The organism is Rhizobium sp. BK313 (assembly GCF_014193655.1).
Lineage (GTDB): Bacteria > Pseudomonadota > Alphaproteobacteria > Rhizobiales > Rhizobiaceae > Rhizobium.
This window is the reverse complement of the sequence record NZ_JACHZQ010000004.1, coordinates 237570-251677: the sequence shown is the minus strand read 5'-3', so window position 1 is coordinate 251677 and position 14108 is coordinate 237570. Positions and strand designations below refer to the sequence as shown.

12 protein-coding genes are annotated in these 14108 nt (G+C 58.5%); 10 read left to right on the top strand and 2 right to left on the bottom strand.

The window, feature by feature from the left end; translation table 11 throughout:
- Positions 1-7: 7 nt before the first annotated feature.
- On the bottom strand, positions 8-850 hold the full coding sequence (locus FHT86_RS21475) for a glycoside hydrolase family 16 protein (protein WP_133709501.1): 843 nt from the start codon (positions 848-850) through the stop codon (positions 8-10).
- Positions 851-1006: 156 nt separating this feature from the next.
- Here FHT86_RS21475 and FHT86_RS21470 point away from each other — a divergent pair, with 156 nt between their 5' ends.
- From FHT86_RS21470 to FHT86_RS21455, 4 genes are all read left to right on the top strand, one after another.
- Positions 1007-2443: an O-antigen ligase family protein gene (locus FHT86_RS21470; RefSeq protein ID WP_183868865.1), complete on the top strand. Its 1437-nt coding sequence runs from the start codon at positions 1007-1009 to the stop codon at positions 2441-2443.
- The gene (locus tag FHT86_RS21465; RefSeq protein WP_133709500.1) at positions 2440-3702 is read left to right on the top strand and encodes a polysaccharide pyruvyl transferase family protein; all 1263 of its coding nucleotides are present in this window, start codon (positions 2440-2442) and stop codon (positions 3700-3702) included. Before FHT86_RS21470 ends, FHT86_RS21465 begins: the two co-directional genes overlap by 4 nt.
- Before the next feature lie 231 nt (positions 3703-3933).
- On the top strand, positions 3934-4641 hold the full coding sequence (locus tag FHT86_RS21460) for a Crp/Fnr family transcriptional regulator (RefSeq protein ID WP_166656893.1): 708 nt from the start codon (positions 3934-3936) through the stop codon (positions 4639-4641).
- 278 nt (positions 4642-4919) lie between these two features.
- Positions 4920-5687, top strand: coding sequence for a response regulator transcription factor (locus FHT86_RS21455; protein ID WP_133709498.1), 768 nt, complete (start codon positions 4920-4922; stop codon positions 5685-5687).
- A 65-nt stretch (positions 5688-5752) separates the two neighbouring features.
- Here FHT86_RS21455 and FHT86_RS21450 read toward each other — a convergent pair whose 3' ends face one another.
- On the bottom strand, positions 5753-6679 hold the full coding sequence (locus FHT86_RS21450; RefSeq protein WP_133709497.1) for a GntR family transcriptional regulator: 927 nt from the start codon (positions 6677-6679) through the stop codon (positions 5753-5755).
- A gap of 253 nt (positions 6680-6932) precedes the next feature.
- On the opposite strand from FHT86_RS21450, the gene FHT86_RS21445 reads away from it, so the two are divergent.
- The 6 genes from FHT86_RS21445 (at position 6933) to FHT86_RS21420 (ending at position 14100) form a co-directional block, all read left to right on the top strand.
- Positions 6933-8438 carry a UxaA family hydrolase gene (locus FHT86_RS21445; RefSeq protein ID WP_133709496.1) on the top strand — a complete coding sequence of 502 codons (1506 nt, stop codon included), beginning with the start codon at positions 6933-6935 and terminating at the stop codon, positions 8436-8438.
- A gap of 90 nt (positions 8439-8528) precedes the next feature.
- Positions 8529-9548, top strand: a complete 1020-nt coding sequence (locus FHT86_RS21440) for an aldo/keto reductase (protein WP_133709495.1) — start codon at positions 8529-8531, stop codon at positions 9546-9548.
- 232 nt (positions 9549-9780) lie between these two features.
- Positions 9781-10770, top strand: a complete 990-nt coding sequence (locus FHT86_RS21435; RefSeq protein ID WP_133709494.1) for an ABC transporter substrate-binding protein — start codon at positions 9781-9783, stop codon at positions 10768-10770.
- Positions 10771-10875: 105 nt separating this feature from the next.
- Complete coding sequence (locus tag FHT86_RS21430) at positions 10876-12426, top strand: sugar ABC transporter ATP-binding protein (RefSeq protein ID WP_133709493.1); 1551 nt, start codon at positions 10876-10878, stop codon at positions 12424-12426.
- Positions 12427-12461: 35 nt separating this feature from the next.
- On the top strand, positions 12462-13433 hold the full coding sequence (locus FHT86_RS21425; RefSeq protein WP_133709492.1) for an ABC transporter permease: 972 nt from the start codon (positions 12462-12464) through the stop codon (positions 13431-13433).
- Between the two features lie 160 nt (positions 13434-13593).
- A complete protein-coding gene (locus FHT86_RS21420; protein ID WP_246779599.1) occupies positions 13594-14100 on the top strand; it encodes a DUF305 domain-containing protein in 507 nt (168 codons plus the stop codon).
- Positions 14101-14108 lie beyond the last annotated feature (8 nt).

Genomic DNA, 14108 nt, shown 5'->3' with positions numbered 1-14108 from the left:
CAGGCGCCTATTTGAACTGATAGGCCCTGACATAATCGACAAACATGAAGGACGGATCCGAGGCCACCATTTTGGTGATGCTGTCGACGATACCCAGATTCAAAAGAATATACATCGGCTGGCGATGTTCCGGCAGGACTTTGGTTTTCCAGACGAACTTGCCGTCGAAATACATGCGGATGAAGTCGGAATCGATCTTTACGCCGTAGGTATGAAGATCCGTTGGGCTTGCATTGCCGAAAACGTTGATGCGGGAAAAATCGGAATCATGTTTGCCGCCGCGGTGCCAGACATGCACGGTGGCGGAATAGCCGCCCGGCTTGTCGCCGTAATATTCCACGACATCGATTTCGGCGGTGGATTTCGAGCGGTCCTTGCCGATCAGCCAGAAGGCCGGCCAGACGCCGGGACCGTCCGGCAGCCGGGCGCGCATTTCGAAATAGCCGTATTCCTGCGAAAAGCCGTTGCCCTTCGAATCGACCGAGGCGAGCAGGCCGGAGCGCCATACGCCCTTGCCGTCACGCGCCGCGGTGATGCGCAGCATACCGTCTTCCGTCTTGAAGGGGAAATCGCCCTTGGGGTCGGTAAAGCGCGCGCCGCCGAAATCGCCGTTCCAGGGTGTATGCGCGATCCAGCGGGTGCCTGGCCCCCAGGGGGAGACGCTGAGACTGTCGAAATTATCCTCGAAAGTCAGGGTCATCTTGCTGGTGTCGAGCGCGTCTCCCGTGTCGCCGGCTTGCGCGGTCAGGCCGCTGCCAAGCAACGCAAGCGTCGCGCCAAGGCCAGCGCCGAGAAATCCGCGGCGGCCGATCGACCATGGTCGTATATGTTTGAACGAGGCGTTTTCCATGCTCTTACGCTAACGCAACGGCATCTGTTCGGTACAGAACCCATTTCGGTTTATGCAGTACCCCAAAGGGCTTAGGCATGGCGGAAATACAAGCCAACCAACGCCATGATAGTTTTTGCCGCGGTGAAATAGACGATATTTCGGAGCGGACGGCATATGAATATCATGGGATTAGTAACGTTTATCGTCGGCATGGCCATGCTGGCCGCGCCCGTTCGGTGGTCGTTTACCGTCATGATCCTTTGCACGGTGTTCGGTGCGGCTGCTGCCTTCAGCGTGCCTGGCCTCGGCGGTGCATCGGTATTGGTCCCGAGCCTCTTTCTGCTGTTCTTTGGCATGCGATTGTTCCTGGCCTACGGCGAGGGGCCGCTCTTTGCAGCCTTAGCGCCACCGCGCCCCGGTTTCTGCCTTCTGGTGCTGACCGTCTTCGGCCTGACGACGGCGGTCTTTTTCCCGCGTCTGTTTCAGGGCATGACAGAGACGATGACCGTCGAGCGGTCAGTGGGCGGACGTAACTTCATTTCGCTGGTGCCGTTAAAGTTCTCGTCCAACAATATCACCCAGTCCGTCTATGCGGTTGGCGGCCTCGTCTGCTTTGCCGCCACGTTCGCCTTCATTCGGAAAGGCGGCACGCCCACCAATTTGATCAACGGCATGCTGGTGGTCGCCAGTGTCAATCTCGGCTTTGCGCTCGCCGATATCATTACCTATTTCAGCCACACGGAATTCCTTCTCGGTTTCGTGCGAACCGCCAACTACGCGCTGCTGACCAATGCCGAGAAAGGTGGGTTGAAGCGGATCTCCGGGACATTTCCCGAAGCGTCGGCCTTTGCCGACTTCACGCTTGTGCTCTTTGCGATGATCGCCAGCCTATGGCTCAGCGGCATTCGGTCCCGCGCCACCGGTATCATAGCCGCCCTGCTTCTGGTGGCGCTGATCCTCTCGACGTCGGCGACGGCCCTCGTCGGTCTTGGCGCGGTCTTGCCGGTTCTTTGCCTGCAATCCTTTCTGGCTTCGCGCCACGAACCCGGTGCCGGACGCCCTGTCATGATCGTCGCCATCATGGCCGCGATGCCGCTTGTCATCCTTTTCGTCCTGATCGCCATGCCGGATCTTGCCAACGGCTTAAACGACTTCCTCGACGAGATGTTGTTCTCGAAGGCAGACAGCCAGTCCGGGCGCGAACGCTTCATGTGGAATGCCATGGCCTACCAGACATTTGTCGACACACGTGGCTTCGGCGCTGGATTGGGCAGCGCGCGCGCCTCGAGTTTCGGCCTCGTGCTGTTGTCTAATCTCGGCATCATCGGCGCACTGATCTTTGGGATCTTCGTGATGCTGATCCTGAAAGCCGATACGCGACCTGGGAATCTGCCGTTACGGGAGGCAGCGGCCGTCGCGCGCGCCGCCAAGGCCGGGTTCATCACCGTGCTGGTGTCGGCCGCCACTTCGGGCACGGTCTATGACCTCGGGTTGATGTTCTACATTCTCGCAGGCAGCGTCTCCGCCCTCACCGTCCCATCTCTGGTTCGCGTGAGCAACGCGCCGGCGGCGCGCATGCAACAGATTGGTGTTGTGGGGAGATTGCAGTGAAGATTGTCGTATTCAATGTCAAATACAGCGAAAATCTCGGAGATGGTCTCCTGGCGCAATGCATCGAGGCCGGTCTGATCAGGGGTGCCGGCCACATCGAGGTGGAGACGATCGATCTCGCCGGACGGGAAGGGTTCGGCATGGGCGGAAGCGGTCGGCGCCAGCAGGCGTTGAAGGTGTTGCATCGTCTGCCCGGTTTTGCGCGGCGTTGGGCGGTGGGCTATGTCCTGGGGCGCACGCTGAGGAAATTGCGCGGCAAATGGGATGCCAAGATCGCCGCAGCGGATGCAGTGGTGATTGGCGGCGGCAATCTCTTTCAGGATGACGATCTGAATTTTCCATTGAAAGTTGGCACTGTGCTTGATTGTGTCCGGCGCCACAATCGCCCACTGGCGATCTATGCTGTCGGCGTCAGCGGGCATTGGTCTGCGCCGGCGTCGCGCCTTTTTGGCCGGCTGAAGCGAACCAATCTCGTCCATCTCTCCGTGCGTGACAGCTTCGCCCAAGACAGTTGGCGTCGACATTTTCCTGAGGGGCCGGAAGCAAAGATCGTTCACGACCCGGGACTGCTGACCCGAGCGCTTGTCAGCGATGCCCAGAGTTCGGCGTCATCGAGACATCAGCCGATAGTCGGCCTATGCGTGACGGAGCCTGTCATTCTGCAACGGCATGCGAGCCAGAAAGCCTCGGCCATCCCGTTGAGGGACATCGCGGAATATCGCGATCTGATTCGACTGCTGGTCCAGGATGGATACCACGTCCGTCTCTTTTGCAACGGCGCCAGCGAGGACCAGATCTTTGCTCAGCGGATACGGGACGAAGCTTCGATGCACCGACTTGCTGCAACCGGTGCACTCCAACTTGCCCCGCGTCCATGTTTGCCGGAAGAGCTGATTCGGATACTTCTGTCGACCGACGTCATCCTTGCCCACAGGCTGCATGCCTGTATCGCAGCCTATTCCCTCGGGATTCCACATGTCGGTCTTGGCTGGGACAAGAAGGTCGAGGGCTTCTTCCGTTCGGTTGACCGACAATCCTATTTCCTCAACGGCGGCGGGACGTCTCCGTCCGATATTGCCCGATTGCTGAGAGCGGCCGATTCGGAAGGAATCGAATCGTTGCGCCATCGTGCGATTATGTCGCAGGCCGAAGGCGGAATTGCCGATATGCGTCGGAATCTCACCCGGAGGGATCAGAATATTGTCGCCGAGATATCATCAGTAATACGAAATGATCATCGCGCGGCGACACCGAATTAGTACAAAGAAAATCGGGAGTAATTACCATGTATAATGAGCAAAATTAGTTGTTTTAAGCATGTGACATGTAAATTAAGCGCTGAACGAATTCGACGAGAATTCACATAAGCAATATAGATTACGAGCCACGCCGAAAGTTGCGTGCTATATACTTGCCATACGTTACGTGATATACCTTCAGGGACAGGTTATTGGAACCTTCCCGATATGGTATGTGGTTCGGGGGCATGTATGACCACTCAGGTTTCCATAGGGCGCCTACAGGCTTTGAGTCCTGATCTATACCGTCAGAAATCGGAACTGACGGGCGGTATTCCGCGCACGTATGCTCCTGGTGAAACCATCTACGATTATGAGGACGATACATCGCGTCTTCTTTTCCTCGTCAGCGGATGGGCAGTTTCCAGCAAGATGCTGCCGAACGGCACGCGCATCGTCGTCGAATTTGCGCTCCGCGGTGACATGATCTCCACACCTTCGTTGGAATTGGCGCGTGAGACGGTACAGGCTCTCTCCAAGGTCACCGTCATGGAGTTCCCGGATTTCACCTCCCACGCGAGCCTGGAAGTTTCTCCGCGGCTCTATCGCATCGTACTCACTGAGATGATGCGCCGGCAGGCGCGTATGTCCGAGCGGCTTGCCAACATCGGCCGACGCGACGCGCTGGAGCGCACCGGTCACCTGCTGCTCGAACTGGCCACCAGGCTTGGTCCGTCACGGCTAAAGCCGAACTTCGACGGTTTTGAATGCCCGCTGACGCAAGCCGACATCGGCGATGCCGTCGGTCTGTCGACGGTACACATCAACCGCGTCCTTAGAGACATGCGGGTGGGCGGCCTCCTATCGTTCCGGAACGGCATCGTCGAATTTCTCGATCGTCATCGGCTCATGGAGCTCGTCGACTTCGATGAAACCTATTTCACGCCGCATATGATCTAAAGTGCGGCTTGAACGCACTCGTGTTATTTCAAGTCGATAACAATCGTGAGGCGAATATTTTTAGATCTTATTAACGTATGTTAATGTCCTTCTAAATAGAATCAGCGATTATCCATTTCGTGATCAGGTAAATTTCGAAAACGGGGACAGGAGTAATGCTATGAGTCAAGACGAAGTGTGTCGGTTTGGTTCAGCGTATCTATTCAGTTACTTTGAAACGATGCCTAATCACTTGAATTCAGAAGAATAGAGGCCACGTGGAGTAAGGAGTAACGGCCATGGACAGACAATCTTTAGTGAATGAGAAATTTGGAACAGAAACAGCAACCCGTCTCATTTCAGTCCGAGCATCGGATTCATTACGGGCTTTTACCGCCGCAGGCGCGGTCAGCACCGACGAATGCGAGGACTATCTTCTACTCATCGATGCACGCGCCCTGGACAGGGAATGCCTGTCCCGGAGCCTGACGGAATATGACGAGAGCATGAATATCGTCACCGTCGGATCATTCGAGGAATGGCAGAAGCGCCGCATGCAAAGCGAACCGTCCGCAATTCTTTTTATGATTGGCGGACGCAAGGTTTCGGATGCAGACGTCAGCGATAAAATCTCCGCCCTCGCGGAGAGGTTCAAGGCGAGCCCCGTTATTGTCGGAGCCGAGAGTGACGAGCTAGCACAACTTCTCAAGGCGCTGGAATGCGGCGCTCGCGGTTACATTCCGACCAGTGTCGGGATCAATGTCGCCGCGGAAGCCGTAGCTCTCGCACGTGCAGGCGGTGTATTCGTGCCGGCAAGCAGCATTCTGGCGGCCAAGGAGGTCATCGCCTCCGTAACCAGCGGAACCCGTTGCGCCGACAGTCTGTTTACGCCGCGTGAAGTGGTCGTTGCCGAAGCTCTGCGGCGCGGCAAGGCAAACAAGATCATCGCCTATGAAATGGACCTTTGCGAGAGCACGGTCAAAGTACACATTCGCAACATCATGAAGAAGCTGAATGCGACGAACCGAACGGAAGTCGCCTACAAAATCAGGGAATTCGTGAGATAACACCGGTTTCGGTGTCAGCAAGCTTTCGCCGGTGCCGTTTAAACGCGGCGCTGGCGAAATACGTTTTAGACTTGGATATACTGTGTGGTTGAGCCTGCAACGTCGCTCGTATTCTGCGGAATGGACTGCAGCAAAGTGTGTCGCGCCGAGGCAAGATGCGTGCGGCAGGCGCTCTCGATCCGCTTCGAATCGCGAGATTGCAATGCTTCGATATAGTCGAGATGTTCAACGATAGCGCGCGAATTGCGTTCGCGAGCGAAGGCCTTATTCCACTGATAGTGATAGTGAAAGACGATCGCGATCGCGTCGTAGAAATCCGCGATGAAGCGATTATTCGAGGCGCGATGAATGAGAAGGTGGAAGCGCTCATCGAGCTGCGAAAAATCACGATAACGCTCATCGAAATCGTCCTGCAAATCGTAATGTTCCTTTTTGATGGCCGCCAGAGCGGTCCAGGCCGGATGCTCTGTCGGCAGGCGTCCGAATTCCGCGGCAGAATGCAGCTCGAACATTTCGCGCACATCGGCCAGTTCCAAAGCGAATTCGCTAGTAAAGCCTTTCAGGATCCAATGGCTGTTCGGTCGCTTTTCGATCAAACCGAAACGGCTGAAGCGGATGAGGAATTCGCGCACCACCGAGGTCCCCGTGCCGATTTCGCGCGCCAGCTCCAGCTCGTTGATCTGCATACCGGGCTGTGCTTCGTCGGAAAGGATACGCAACATGAAGCTGCGCTCGATGATGTCGTGCAGCGAATTGGTCTCTTCCTCCGGGAAAAAATCGGCCTCGGTCGGCTGGCGCAGCACGATCTTCTGGCGCTTGTTCCAGCGGATAATGCCAGCGTCACTTAGACGCAGCAGAATGGCGCGCGCCGTGCTGCGGCTGATGCCGAGCTCGGCGGCGATTTCAGGCTCGGTCGGCAAGGCGGCGTCGGGCTTCAGACCGGCGACGTAGCGATTGAACGCATCCTTGAAGAGCGTGTTTTGTCTCGCCATTTTCCCCCTCGCTTATAGTCCGCAGCTCTGCGTCGGCGGCGATCTCTGAACCATGCTCGAATGGCAGTCAAATTCGGGAGCACTGCCGGATGCGTCACAATCGCATCCACGTCCATCGCGTCGACCTTCTCCCCCGCCGGTAAGCGATTTTCCTCGTTGACACTAAAATGTTTATTGTAGATAAAAAACAAAATCAATCAGCGATGGCCTATCGGGCGAATGCTGAAATACAAGATTGCTCAGGGAGAAGACGTTGAACAGCCAACCTTGGATCCTTCTGTCGGAAGGCGACAATGTCGCGGTGGCGACGACGGCGATTGCGGCAGGCGCCAAGGTCGCCAACGGGGTTTTGACCCGGGACAAAATCGATCCCGGTCATAAATTCGCTATTCGCGACATCGCCGTCGGTATGCCTGTGGTGAAATATGGCCAGGCCATTGGCCGCACGACAGCCGAGGTCAAGGCCGGCGATCACGTGCACAGCCATAACCTGCATTTCGAAAATGATCGCCTGGCGGCGACCGCCAATGCGGCGCCCGAAGCGGCGACAGAAGCCGACAAGGCTCGCACGTTCATGGGGTATCGGCGCGCCGACGGCCGTGCGGCGACACGCAACTATATCGGCATCATCGCCAGCGTGAACTGTTCCACCACGGTTTGCCGCGCCATTGCGGAAGAGGCAAACCGTACGCTCCTGCCGCATTACGACGGCATCGACGGTTTCGTGCCGATCGTGCATGACCAGGGCTGCGGCATGAGCTCGACCGGCGACGGCATGCAGACGTTGCATCGCACCCTGGCCGGCTATACGCGTCACGTGAATTTCGGCGGCGTCCTGATGATCGGACTCGGCTGCGAAGTTAACCAGCTCACGCTTTATGGCCAGAGCGGCGCCGGCGCCAGCAAGCGGCACTTCAATATCCAGGATGCCGGCGGCTCACGCCGCGCGGTGGCGCTTGCAATGGGTGTCTTGAAGGAGATCGCCGAGGATGTCGGCCGGGGCCGTCGCGAGCCAATCTCGATCAGCGAAATCATCGTCGGCCTGCAATGCGGCGGCTCGGACGGTTTCTCCGGCATTACCGCCAATCCGGCGCTGGGGGCTGCTGCGGACCTGCTGGCGGCCGCCGGCGGTACGGCAATCCTGTCGGAAACCTCGGAAATCTACGGTGCCGAGCATTTGCTGCGCAGCCGTGCAATTAACGACGCGGTTGCCGCCAAGCTCGACGCAAAAATTGACTGGTGGGAAAAGTATGTTGCCCTGCACGGCGCATCGTTGGACAACAATCCGTCGCCCGGTAATAAGCGTGGCGGGTTGACAACCATTCTGGAGAAGTCGCTCGGCGCCGTCGCCAAAGGCGGACGATCGCCGCTGAGCGCCGTCTACAGCTACGCCGAACGGGTAACGGATCACGGCCTCGTCTTTATGGATACGCCCGGTTATGATCCGGTCTCCGCTACGGGCCAGGTGGCGGGCGGCGCCAATATGATCGCCTTTACGACTGGCCGCGGCAGTTGTTTCGGCTCCCGTCCGGCGCCGTCGTTCAAGCTGTCGAGCAATTCAGCACTTTACCAATCCATGGAAGAGGACATGGATATCGACTGCGGTACCATTGCCACTGGGGAGGCAACGATATCGGGCAAGGGCCGTGAGATCTTCGAACTGATCATAGAGATCGCATCGGGCAAAAAAACAAAAAGCGAAGCCTTCGGCTACGGCGATAACGAATTTGTGCCCTGGCATCTCGGAGCGACGCTCTAGATAAGCAGTGCACGTCACGCCGCGGTACTCAGCTCCCCAACGAGCCAAGTACGGTGGAACCGATCGACCAATCATCACGAGGGAGAGGTGATGAAGAGGAGAAGAATCGGCAGGACAAGCCTGGAGGTCACCGAAATCAGCTTCGGGGCCGCAGCACTCGGCGGTCTTTACCGCACCTGCCCTCGCGACCAGGCCATTGAAACCCTGCAAGCGGCTTGGGATAGCGGCATCCGCTATTTCGACGTTGCGCCTTGGTATGGCTTCGGTCTCGGTGAACGCCGCGTCGGCGATTTCCTGCGCGACCAGCCGGAAGACAGCTATGTCCTGTCGACCAAGGTCGGGCGGTTGATGCGGCCTGTTCCAAGCGACAAGGTACCGAATTACGGCTATGTCGATCCCCTGCCCTTCGATGCCGATTACGATTATTCCTATGACGGCATCATGCGATCGGTGGAATTCAGCTATGCCCGCCTCGGACTCAACCGCATCGATATCCTCTACGTTCACGACATCGGCGTTTATACCCATGGCAAGGAGCTGAATGCACACCATCTCGGCCAACTCCTGGGTTCCGGACTGAAGGCATTGGAGGAGCTGAAGTCGTCGGGCGCGATCAAGGCCTATGGCCTCGGCGTCAACGAGGTGCCCGTGTGCCTCGACGTCATGCATGAGGCCGATATCGACTGCATCCTGCTCGCCGGCCGCTATACCCTGCTTGACCGCTCGGCGGTAGCCGAGCTGCTGCCGCTCTGCGAGAAGAAGGGTACTTCGCTTGTGGTTGGCGGCGTCTTCAATTCCGGCATTCTCGCGACCGGCCCCGTGCCCGGTGCGCATTTCGACTATCTTCCGGCGACGGCGGATGTTCTGGCCAAGGTCGGGGCGATGGAGGACATCGCCCGCCGCCATGGCCTGCCGCTTGCCGCGCCGGCGATCCAGTTTCCGCTCCGCCATCCGTCCGTGGCTTCAGTGCTGATCGGCACCGCGAAAGCGGCAAGTCTCATTCGCAATATGCAGCTCGTGGAACCTGAGCTTCCGGGCAGTCTTTATGCGGAATTCGAAGGATTGACCCTGGTTGCGCCTCCGTTGGGAGACGAGGCGGTTCGGGTTTGACACAGAAATAAGGAGCTATCGGGCCGTCGGACGAGACGGCCTCGAGGAGGAGGAAAGCCTGTTTTGGCGTGGATGGTACGGCATGCTCCCGAAAGGTGTGAACCGGTTTTCGGAAAGTTCATGCGCAGCAAACATCTCCGCGATGCGTGAGCCCATCTTGTGCTCACGATACCGAGCCGCAAGCGTTCAACGGCCGGTGTGCAGGAGCAGAGCGCGTTGAGAGGAGAAATCAATGAATATCGCCAAATCCCTTCTGTCCCGCCGCACCTTTGCCGGTCTTGCCGGCGCGGCCATCATTGCCGTTGCCATGCCGGTGCAATCCTTTGCGGCCGACGTGACCATCCCGATCATCGTCAAGGACACAACATCCTTCTACTGGCAGATCGTTCTCGCCGGCGCTCGCCAGGCCGGTAAGGATCTTGGCGTCAAGGTGCCGGAACTCGGCGCCCAGTCCGAATCCGACATCAATGGCCAGATCAGCATTCTCGAAAACGCCGTCGCCGGTAAACCGGCCGCCGTCGTGATCGCGCCGACCGAACGCAAAGCGCTCGGCAAGCCGGTGGATGAAGCCGCCAAGTCCGTACCAGTGGTCGGTATCGACTCGGCCGCCGATTCCAAAGCTTTCGTATCGTTCCTGACGACCGACAACACAGCCGGCGGCCGCATCGCCGCTGACGGTCTTGCTGCGGCGATCAAGGGCATGACCGGCAAGGAAGAAGGCGAAGTCGCCATCATCACGAGCCTGCCGGGCGTCGGCTCGCTGGACCAACGCCGCCAGGGCTTCCTGGACGAGGTCAAGAGCAAGTATCCTGGCCTGAAGGTCGTTGCCGACAAATATGCCGACGGCCAGGCCACGACCGGTCTCAACATGATGACCGACCTGATCACCGCCAATCCGAACCTTGTCGGCGTCTTCGCCTCGAACCTGATCATGGCGCAGGGCGTCGGCCAGGCGATTGCCGAAAACAAGCTCGGCGACAAGATCAAGGTCATCGGCTTTGACAACGACGACAAGACCGTCGGCTTCCTGAAGTCCGGCGTTCTCGCCGGCCTCGTTGTTCAGGACCCCTATCGCATGGGTTATGACGGCATCAAGACGGCGCTCGCCGCCTCCAAGAAGGAAAAGGTCGAGGCTAACGTCGACACGGGCGCAAACCTCGTGACCAAGGCGAACATGACCGATCCGAAGATCGACGCCCTGATCAACCCGAAGGTCAAGTAACGACTTGAGGCCGCGCCTGGGAAACCGGGCGCGGCCTGTTTTCATTCCGGCTCTGTTTGCGTGGACGCCAACGGAGCGAATGGTCGGCGAAGGGAGGAGAACCCCATGACGAGCCTCGAAGAGATCAGTCATCGGCACGATGACACTATCCGGACGGAAGCAAGCCGCGTTCCGGCAGGTTCGCCGATTCTCGAGCTCAGGGGGCTGCAGAAGCGCTATGGCTTTGTCGAGGCGCTGAAGCCGGCGACGATCACCTTTCTTGCCGGCGAGATCCACGCCATCGTCGGCGAAAACGGCGCAGGCAAATCGACACTCATCAAGCTCCTGACCGGCGTCATCACCAGAACTGCGGGTGAGATATTCTGGTGCGGCCATCCGGTCGCGCTTGCCAATCCGAACGAGGCGATCGCCCGCGGTATCAATGCCGTGCATCAGGAGGTCGTGCTCTGCCCTCATCTGACGGTCGCGGCCAATCTTTTTCTTGGAGATGAGGTCAATCGCTTCGGGCTGATGCGCAAGAAACAGATGGAGAAGCTGGGACAGGCCGTGCTTGACGATCTCGGCTTCGGCCTGCCGGCAGGCGCACTGTTGAGTTCGCTCACCATCGGCCAGCAACAGCTCGTGGCCACCGCCCGCGCCGCCATGCGCGGCACGCAATTCCTGATCTTCGACGAACCGACAGCCTACCTCACCCGCAAGGAATCGGCGCAGCTGTTCAAGCTGATCCGCCGTCTGCAGAGCGAGGGCGTCACTATTGTCTACATCAGCCACCGCATGGAGGAGGTGTTCGAACTGGCGAACCGTGTCTCGGTGTTGCGCGACGGCACCCATGTCGGCACGCGCGAGGTCGGTGAGACCAATGAGGACGAGTTGATCAAGCTGATGATCAACCGCTCGATCGAGCAGATCTATCACAAGGAAGATATTCCGATCGGCGAGACCATCCTGGAAGCACGCGGCCTCTCCGGCCCCGGCTTCGAAAATGTCTCGCTGAGCGTGAGAGCCGGTGAAATCGTCGGGCTTTACGGGCTGATCGGGGCCGGGCGCAGTGAATTCGCGCTTGGGCTTTACGGTCGCCAGCCGTTGTCGGCAGGCGAGATTTATTGGCAGGGCCGTAAGGTCGATATCCGCAGCGAGCGTGATGCAATGGATCTCGGCATTGCGTTGGCACCGGAAAGCCGCCGTGACCAGGGGCTATGCCTCAACCTGCCGATCGGCCTTAACATCAACCTGCCGGTGTTCAAACGGCTGAGCCAGGGGCCGGTTATCAATCGCAGTGGTGAGGCGGCCAACGCCGACAAGCAGATCCGCGATCTCAGCATCAAGACGCCGAGCCGACGGGTTCTCGTTTCGGCCATGTCCGGCGGCAACCAGCAGAAGGTCGTCATCGGCAAGTGGCTGAGCCATGGCGCCAAGCTCTTCATTTTCGACGAGCCGACCGTCGGCGTCGATGTCGGCACCAAGGCGGAGATCTACCGGCTGTTCGCCAAGCTGCTCAAGGGCGGCGCGGGCATCATCGTCATCTCGTCTTATCTGCCAGAGGTCTATGAGCTTGCCGACCGGCTGCATGTCTTCCGCCGAGGCCAGCTCGTTGCCAGCCATGATTTTCACGCCGCCACGCATGAGGAAGTCCTCGGCGAAGCGATCGGCACCTGAACAATAAATAAAATCGGGAACAGAGAGACAAAACAATGGCCACAAACACGACAGAAGGTCCCGCCGTAGCGCCTGGGCGAAAGATGAGCATCTTCTTCAGCTTGACGCTGATCCTCCTCCTTCTCGCTCTCTGGGTGCTCTTAGGATTCTGGACCGACAAATTCTGGACGCCGCTCAACATCACCAACCTGATGCGTCAGGGCTCGATGACGGCGATCCTCGCCCTTGGCCAGACCTTTGTCATTATCACCGCAGGCATCGATCTCTCGGTCGGCGCCATCGTCGGTTTCTGCACTGTCATCATCGCCTGGCTGCTGCAGGCGGGTTTTCCGGTCTGGGCCGCTATTCTCATCACCCTGGCGTTTGGTGTGCTGATCGGCGCCTTTCATGGCTTCGGCATCGTCCGCATGGGCCTGCCGCCCTTCATCATCACGCTGGCGACGCTGACGTCCCTGCGCGGCATCGGCCTGCTGATCACCAACGGCTCGACGATCAACATCGTCAACGACGATTTCACCAATTTCGCCGTCGCCGATTTCCTGGGAATCCCAAGCCTGTTTTGGATGGTGATCGTCGTGGCCATACCGGCTTTCATCTTCCTGCATCTCAGCCGCTGGGGCCGCTATCTCTTCGCCGTCGGTTCAAACCGCGAGGCTGCGCGTCTCTCCGGCGTCAACGTCACCTGGATGATCTACCTCGCATATATATTGTCGGGAACCTGCGCCGCTTTCGTCGGCGTTCTGCTTGCCTCGCGCATCGCCATTGGCAATGCGACGCAGGCGGATGGCTGGGAATTGCAGGCGATTGCCTCTTCCGTCATTGGCGGCACCAGCCTCTTCGGCGCGGTCGGCTCCGTCTATGGTCCGCTGATCGGCGCTTTCATCCTCGCTACCATCAACAATGGCGCCAACTTGCTCAACCTGAATTCCTTCTGGCAGCGCATCATCACCGGCGTACTGATCATCGTGATCGTTTATTTCGACCAGTTGCGCCGCCGGCGTCTCTGAGGACCATAGCGATCGACCAGTTGGTGTCGGCGGGCTAGCATGGCCCGCCGATATACGTTTCCGACCTACCACAAAAATAATTTCTCCACCGCGGAATAAACCGCGGTGACGTTTGTCTACCTCCATGAAGCCGCTCGGCAATCCCTTCAGGAGGCAAGACATGAGCAATTCCCGTCCTATCCGGCATATGGCTGTCATCTCCGCGTTCACCGCCGCGGCACTTTCGTCCGCAGCATTGGCGTTCGCGCAGGATGCACCGACTTCGCAGGCGCCGTCATCGCCAGCCATTCAGTCGGAGGCGCCCTACCTCACTGAAAACGATGCGGCGATGACGAAAATGATGGACGACATGGCGGTCAAGCCGACCGGCAATGTCGACCGCGATTTCGTTGAGATGATGATCCCGCATCACCAGGGCGCCATCGACATGGCTCAAGCCTATCTGCGTTACGGCACGAACGAGCAATTGAAGCGCATAGCGCAGGAAATCATTGTCGATCAACAGCAGGAAATCGCTGCCATGCGGCTGGCGCTCGGCGATCCCCTGCCTCCCTCGACGGCGGCTCCGACGCAGGTCGATGCCGCCTCGCCTTCCACCTCCACCGGTCAGAATTCATCGTCCATGTCCTCGGGCATGTCCATGATGAATATGAAAATGGGCAATTGAAAAGGACC

Bases quoted from the DNA above. Each gene is read 5' to 3' on its own strand.
- FHT86_RS21475 (WP_133709501.1), bottom strand. From the start codon at position 850: ATGGAAAACGCCTCGTTCAAACATATACGACCATGGTCGATCGGCCGC.
- FHT86_RS21470 (WP_183868865.1), top strand. From the start codon at position 1,007: ATGAATATCATGGGATTAGTAACGTTTATCGTCGGCATGGCCATGCTG.
- FHT86_RS21460 (WP_166656893.1), top strand. From the start codon at position 3,934: ATGACCACTCAGGTTTCCATAGGGCGCCTACAGGCTTTGAGTCCTGAT.
- FHT86_RS21455 (WP_133709498.1), top strand. From the start codon at position 4,920: ATGGACAGACAATCTTTAGTGAATGAGAAATTTGGAACAGAAACAGCA.
- FHT86_RS21450 (WP_133709497.1), bottom strand. From the start codon at position 6,679: ATGGCGAGACAAAACACGCTCTTCAAGGATGCGTTCAATCGCTACGTC.
- FHT86_RS21440 (WP_133709495.1), top strand. From the start codon at position 8,529: ATGAAGAGGAGAAGAATCGGCAGGACAAGCCTGGAGGTCACCGAAATC.
- FHT86_RS21435 (WP_133709494.1), top strand. From the start codon at position 9,781: ATGAATATCGCCAAATCCCTTCTGTCCCGCCGCACCTTTGCCGGTCTT.
- FHT86_RS21430 (WP_133709493.1), top strand. From the start codon at position 10,876: ATGACGAGCCTCGAAGAGATCAGTCATCGGCACGATGACACTATCCGG.
- FHT86_RS21425 (WP_133709492.1), top strand. From the start codon at position 12,462: ATGGCCACAAACACGACAGAAGGTCCCGCCGTAGCGCCTGGGCGAAAG.
- FHT86_RS21420 (WP_246779599.1), top strand. From the start codon at position 13,594: ATGAGCAATTCCCGTCCTATCCGGCATATGGCTGTCATCTCCGCGTTC.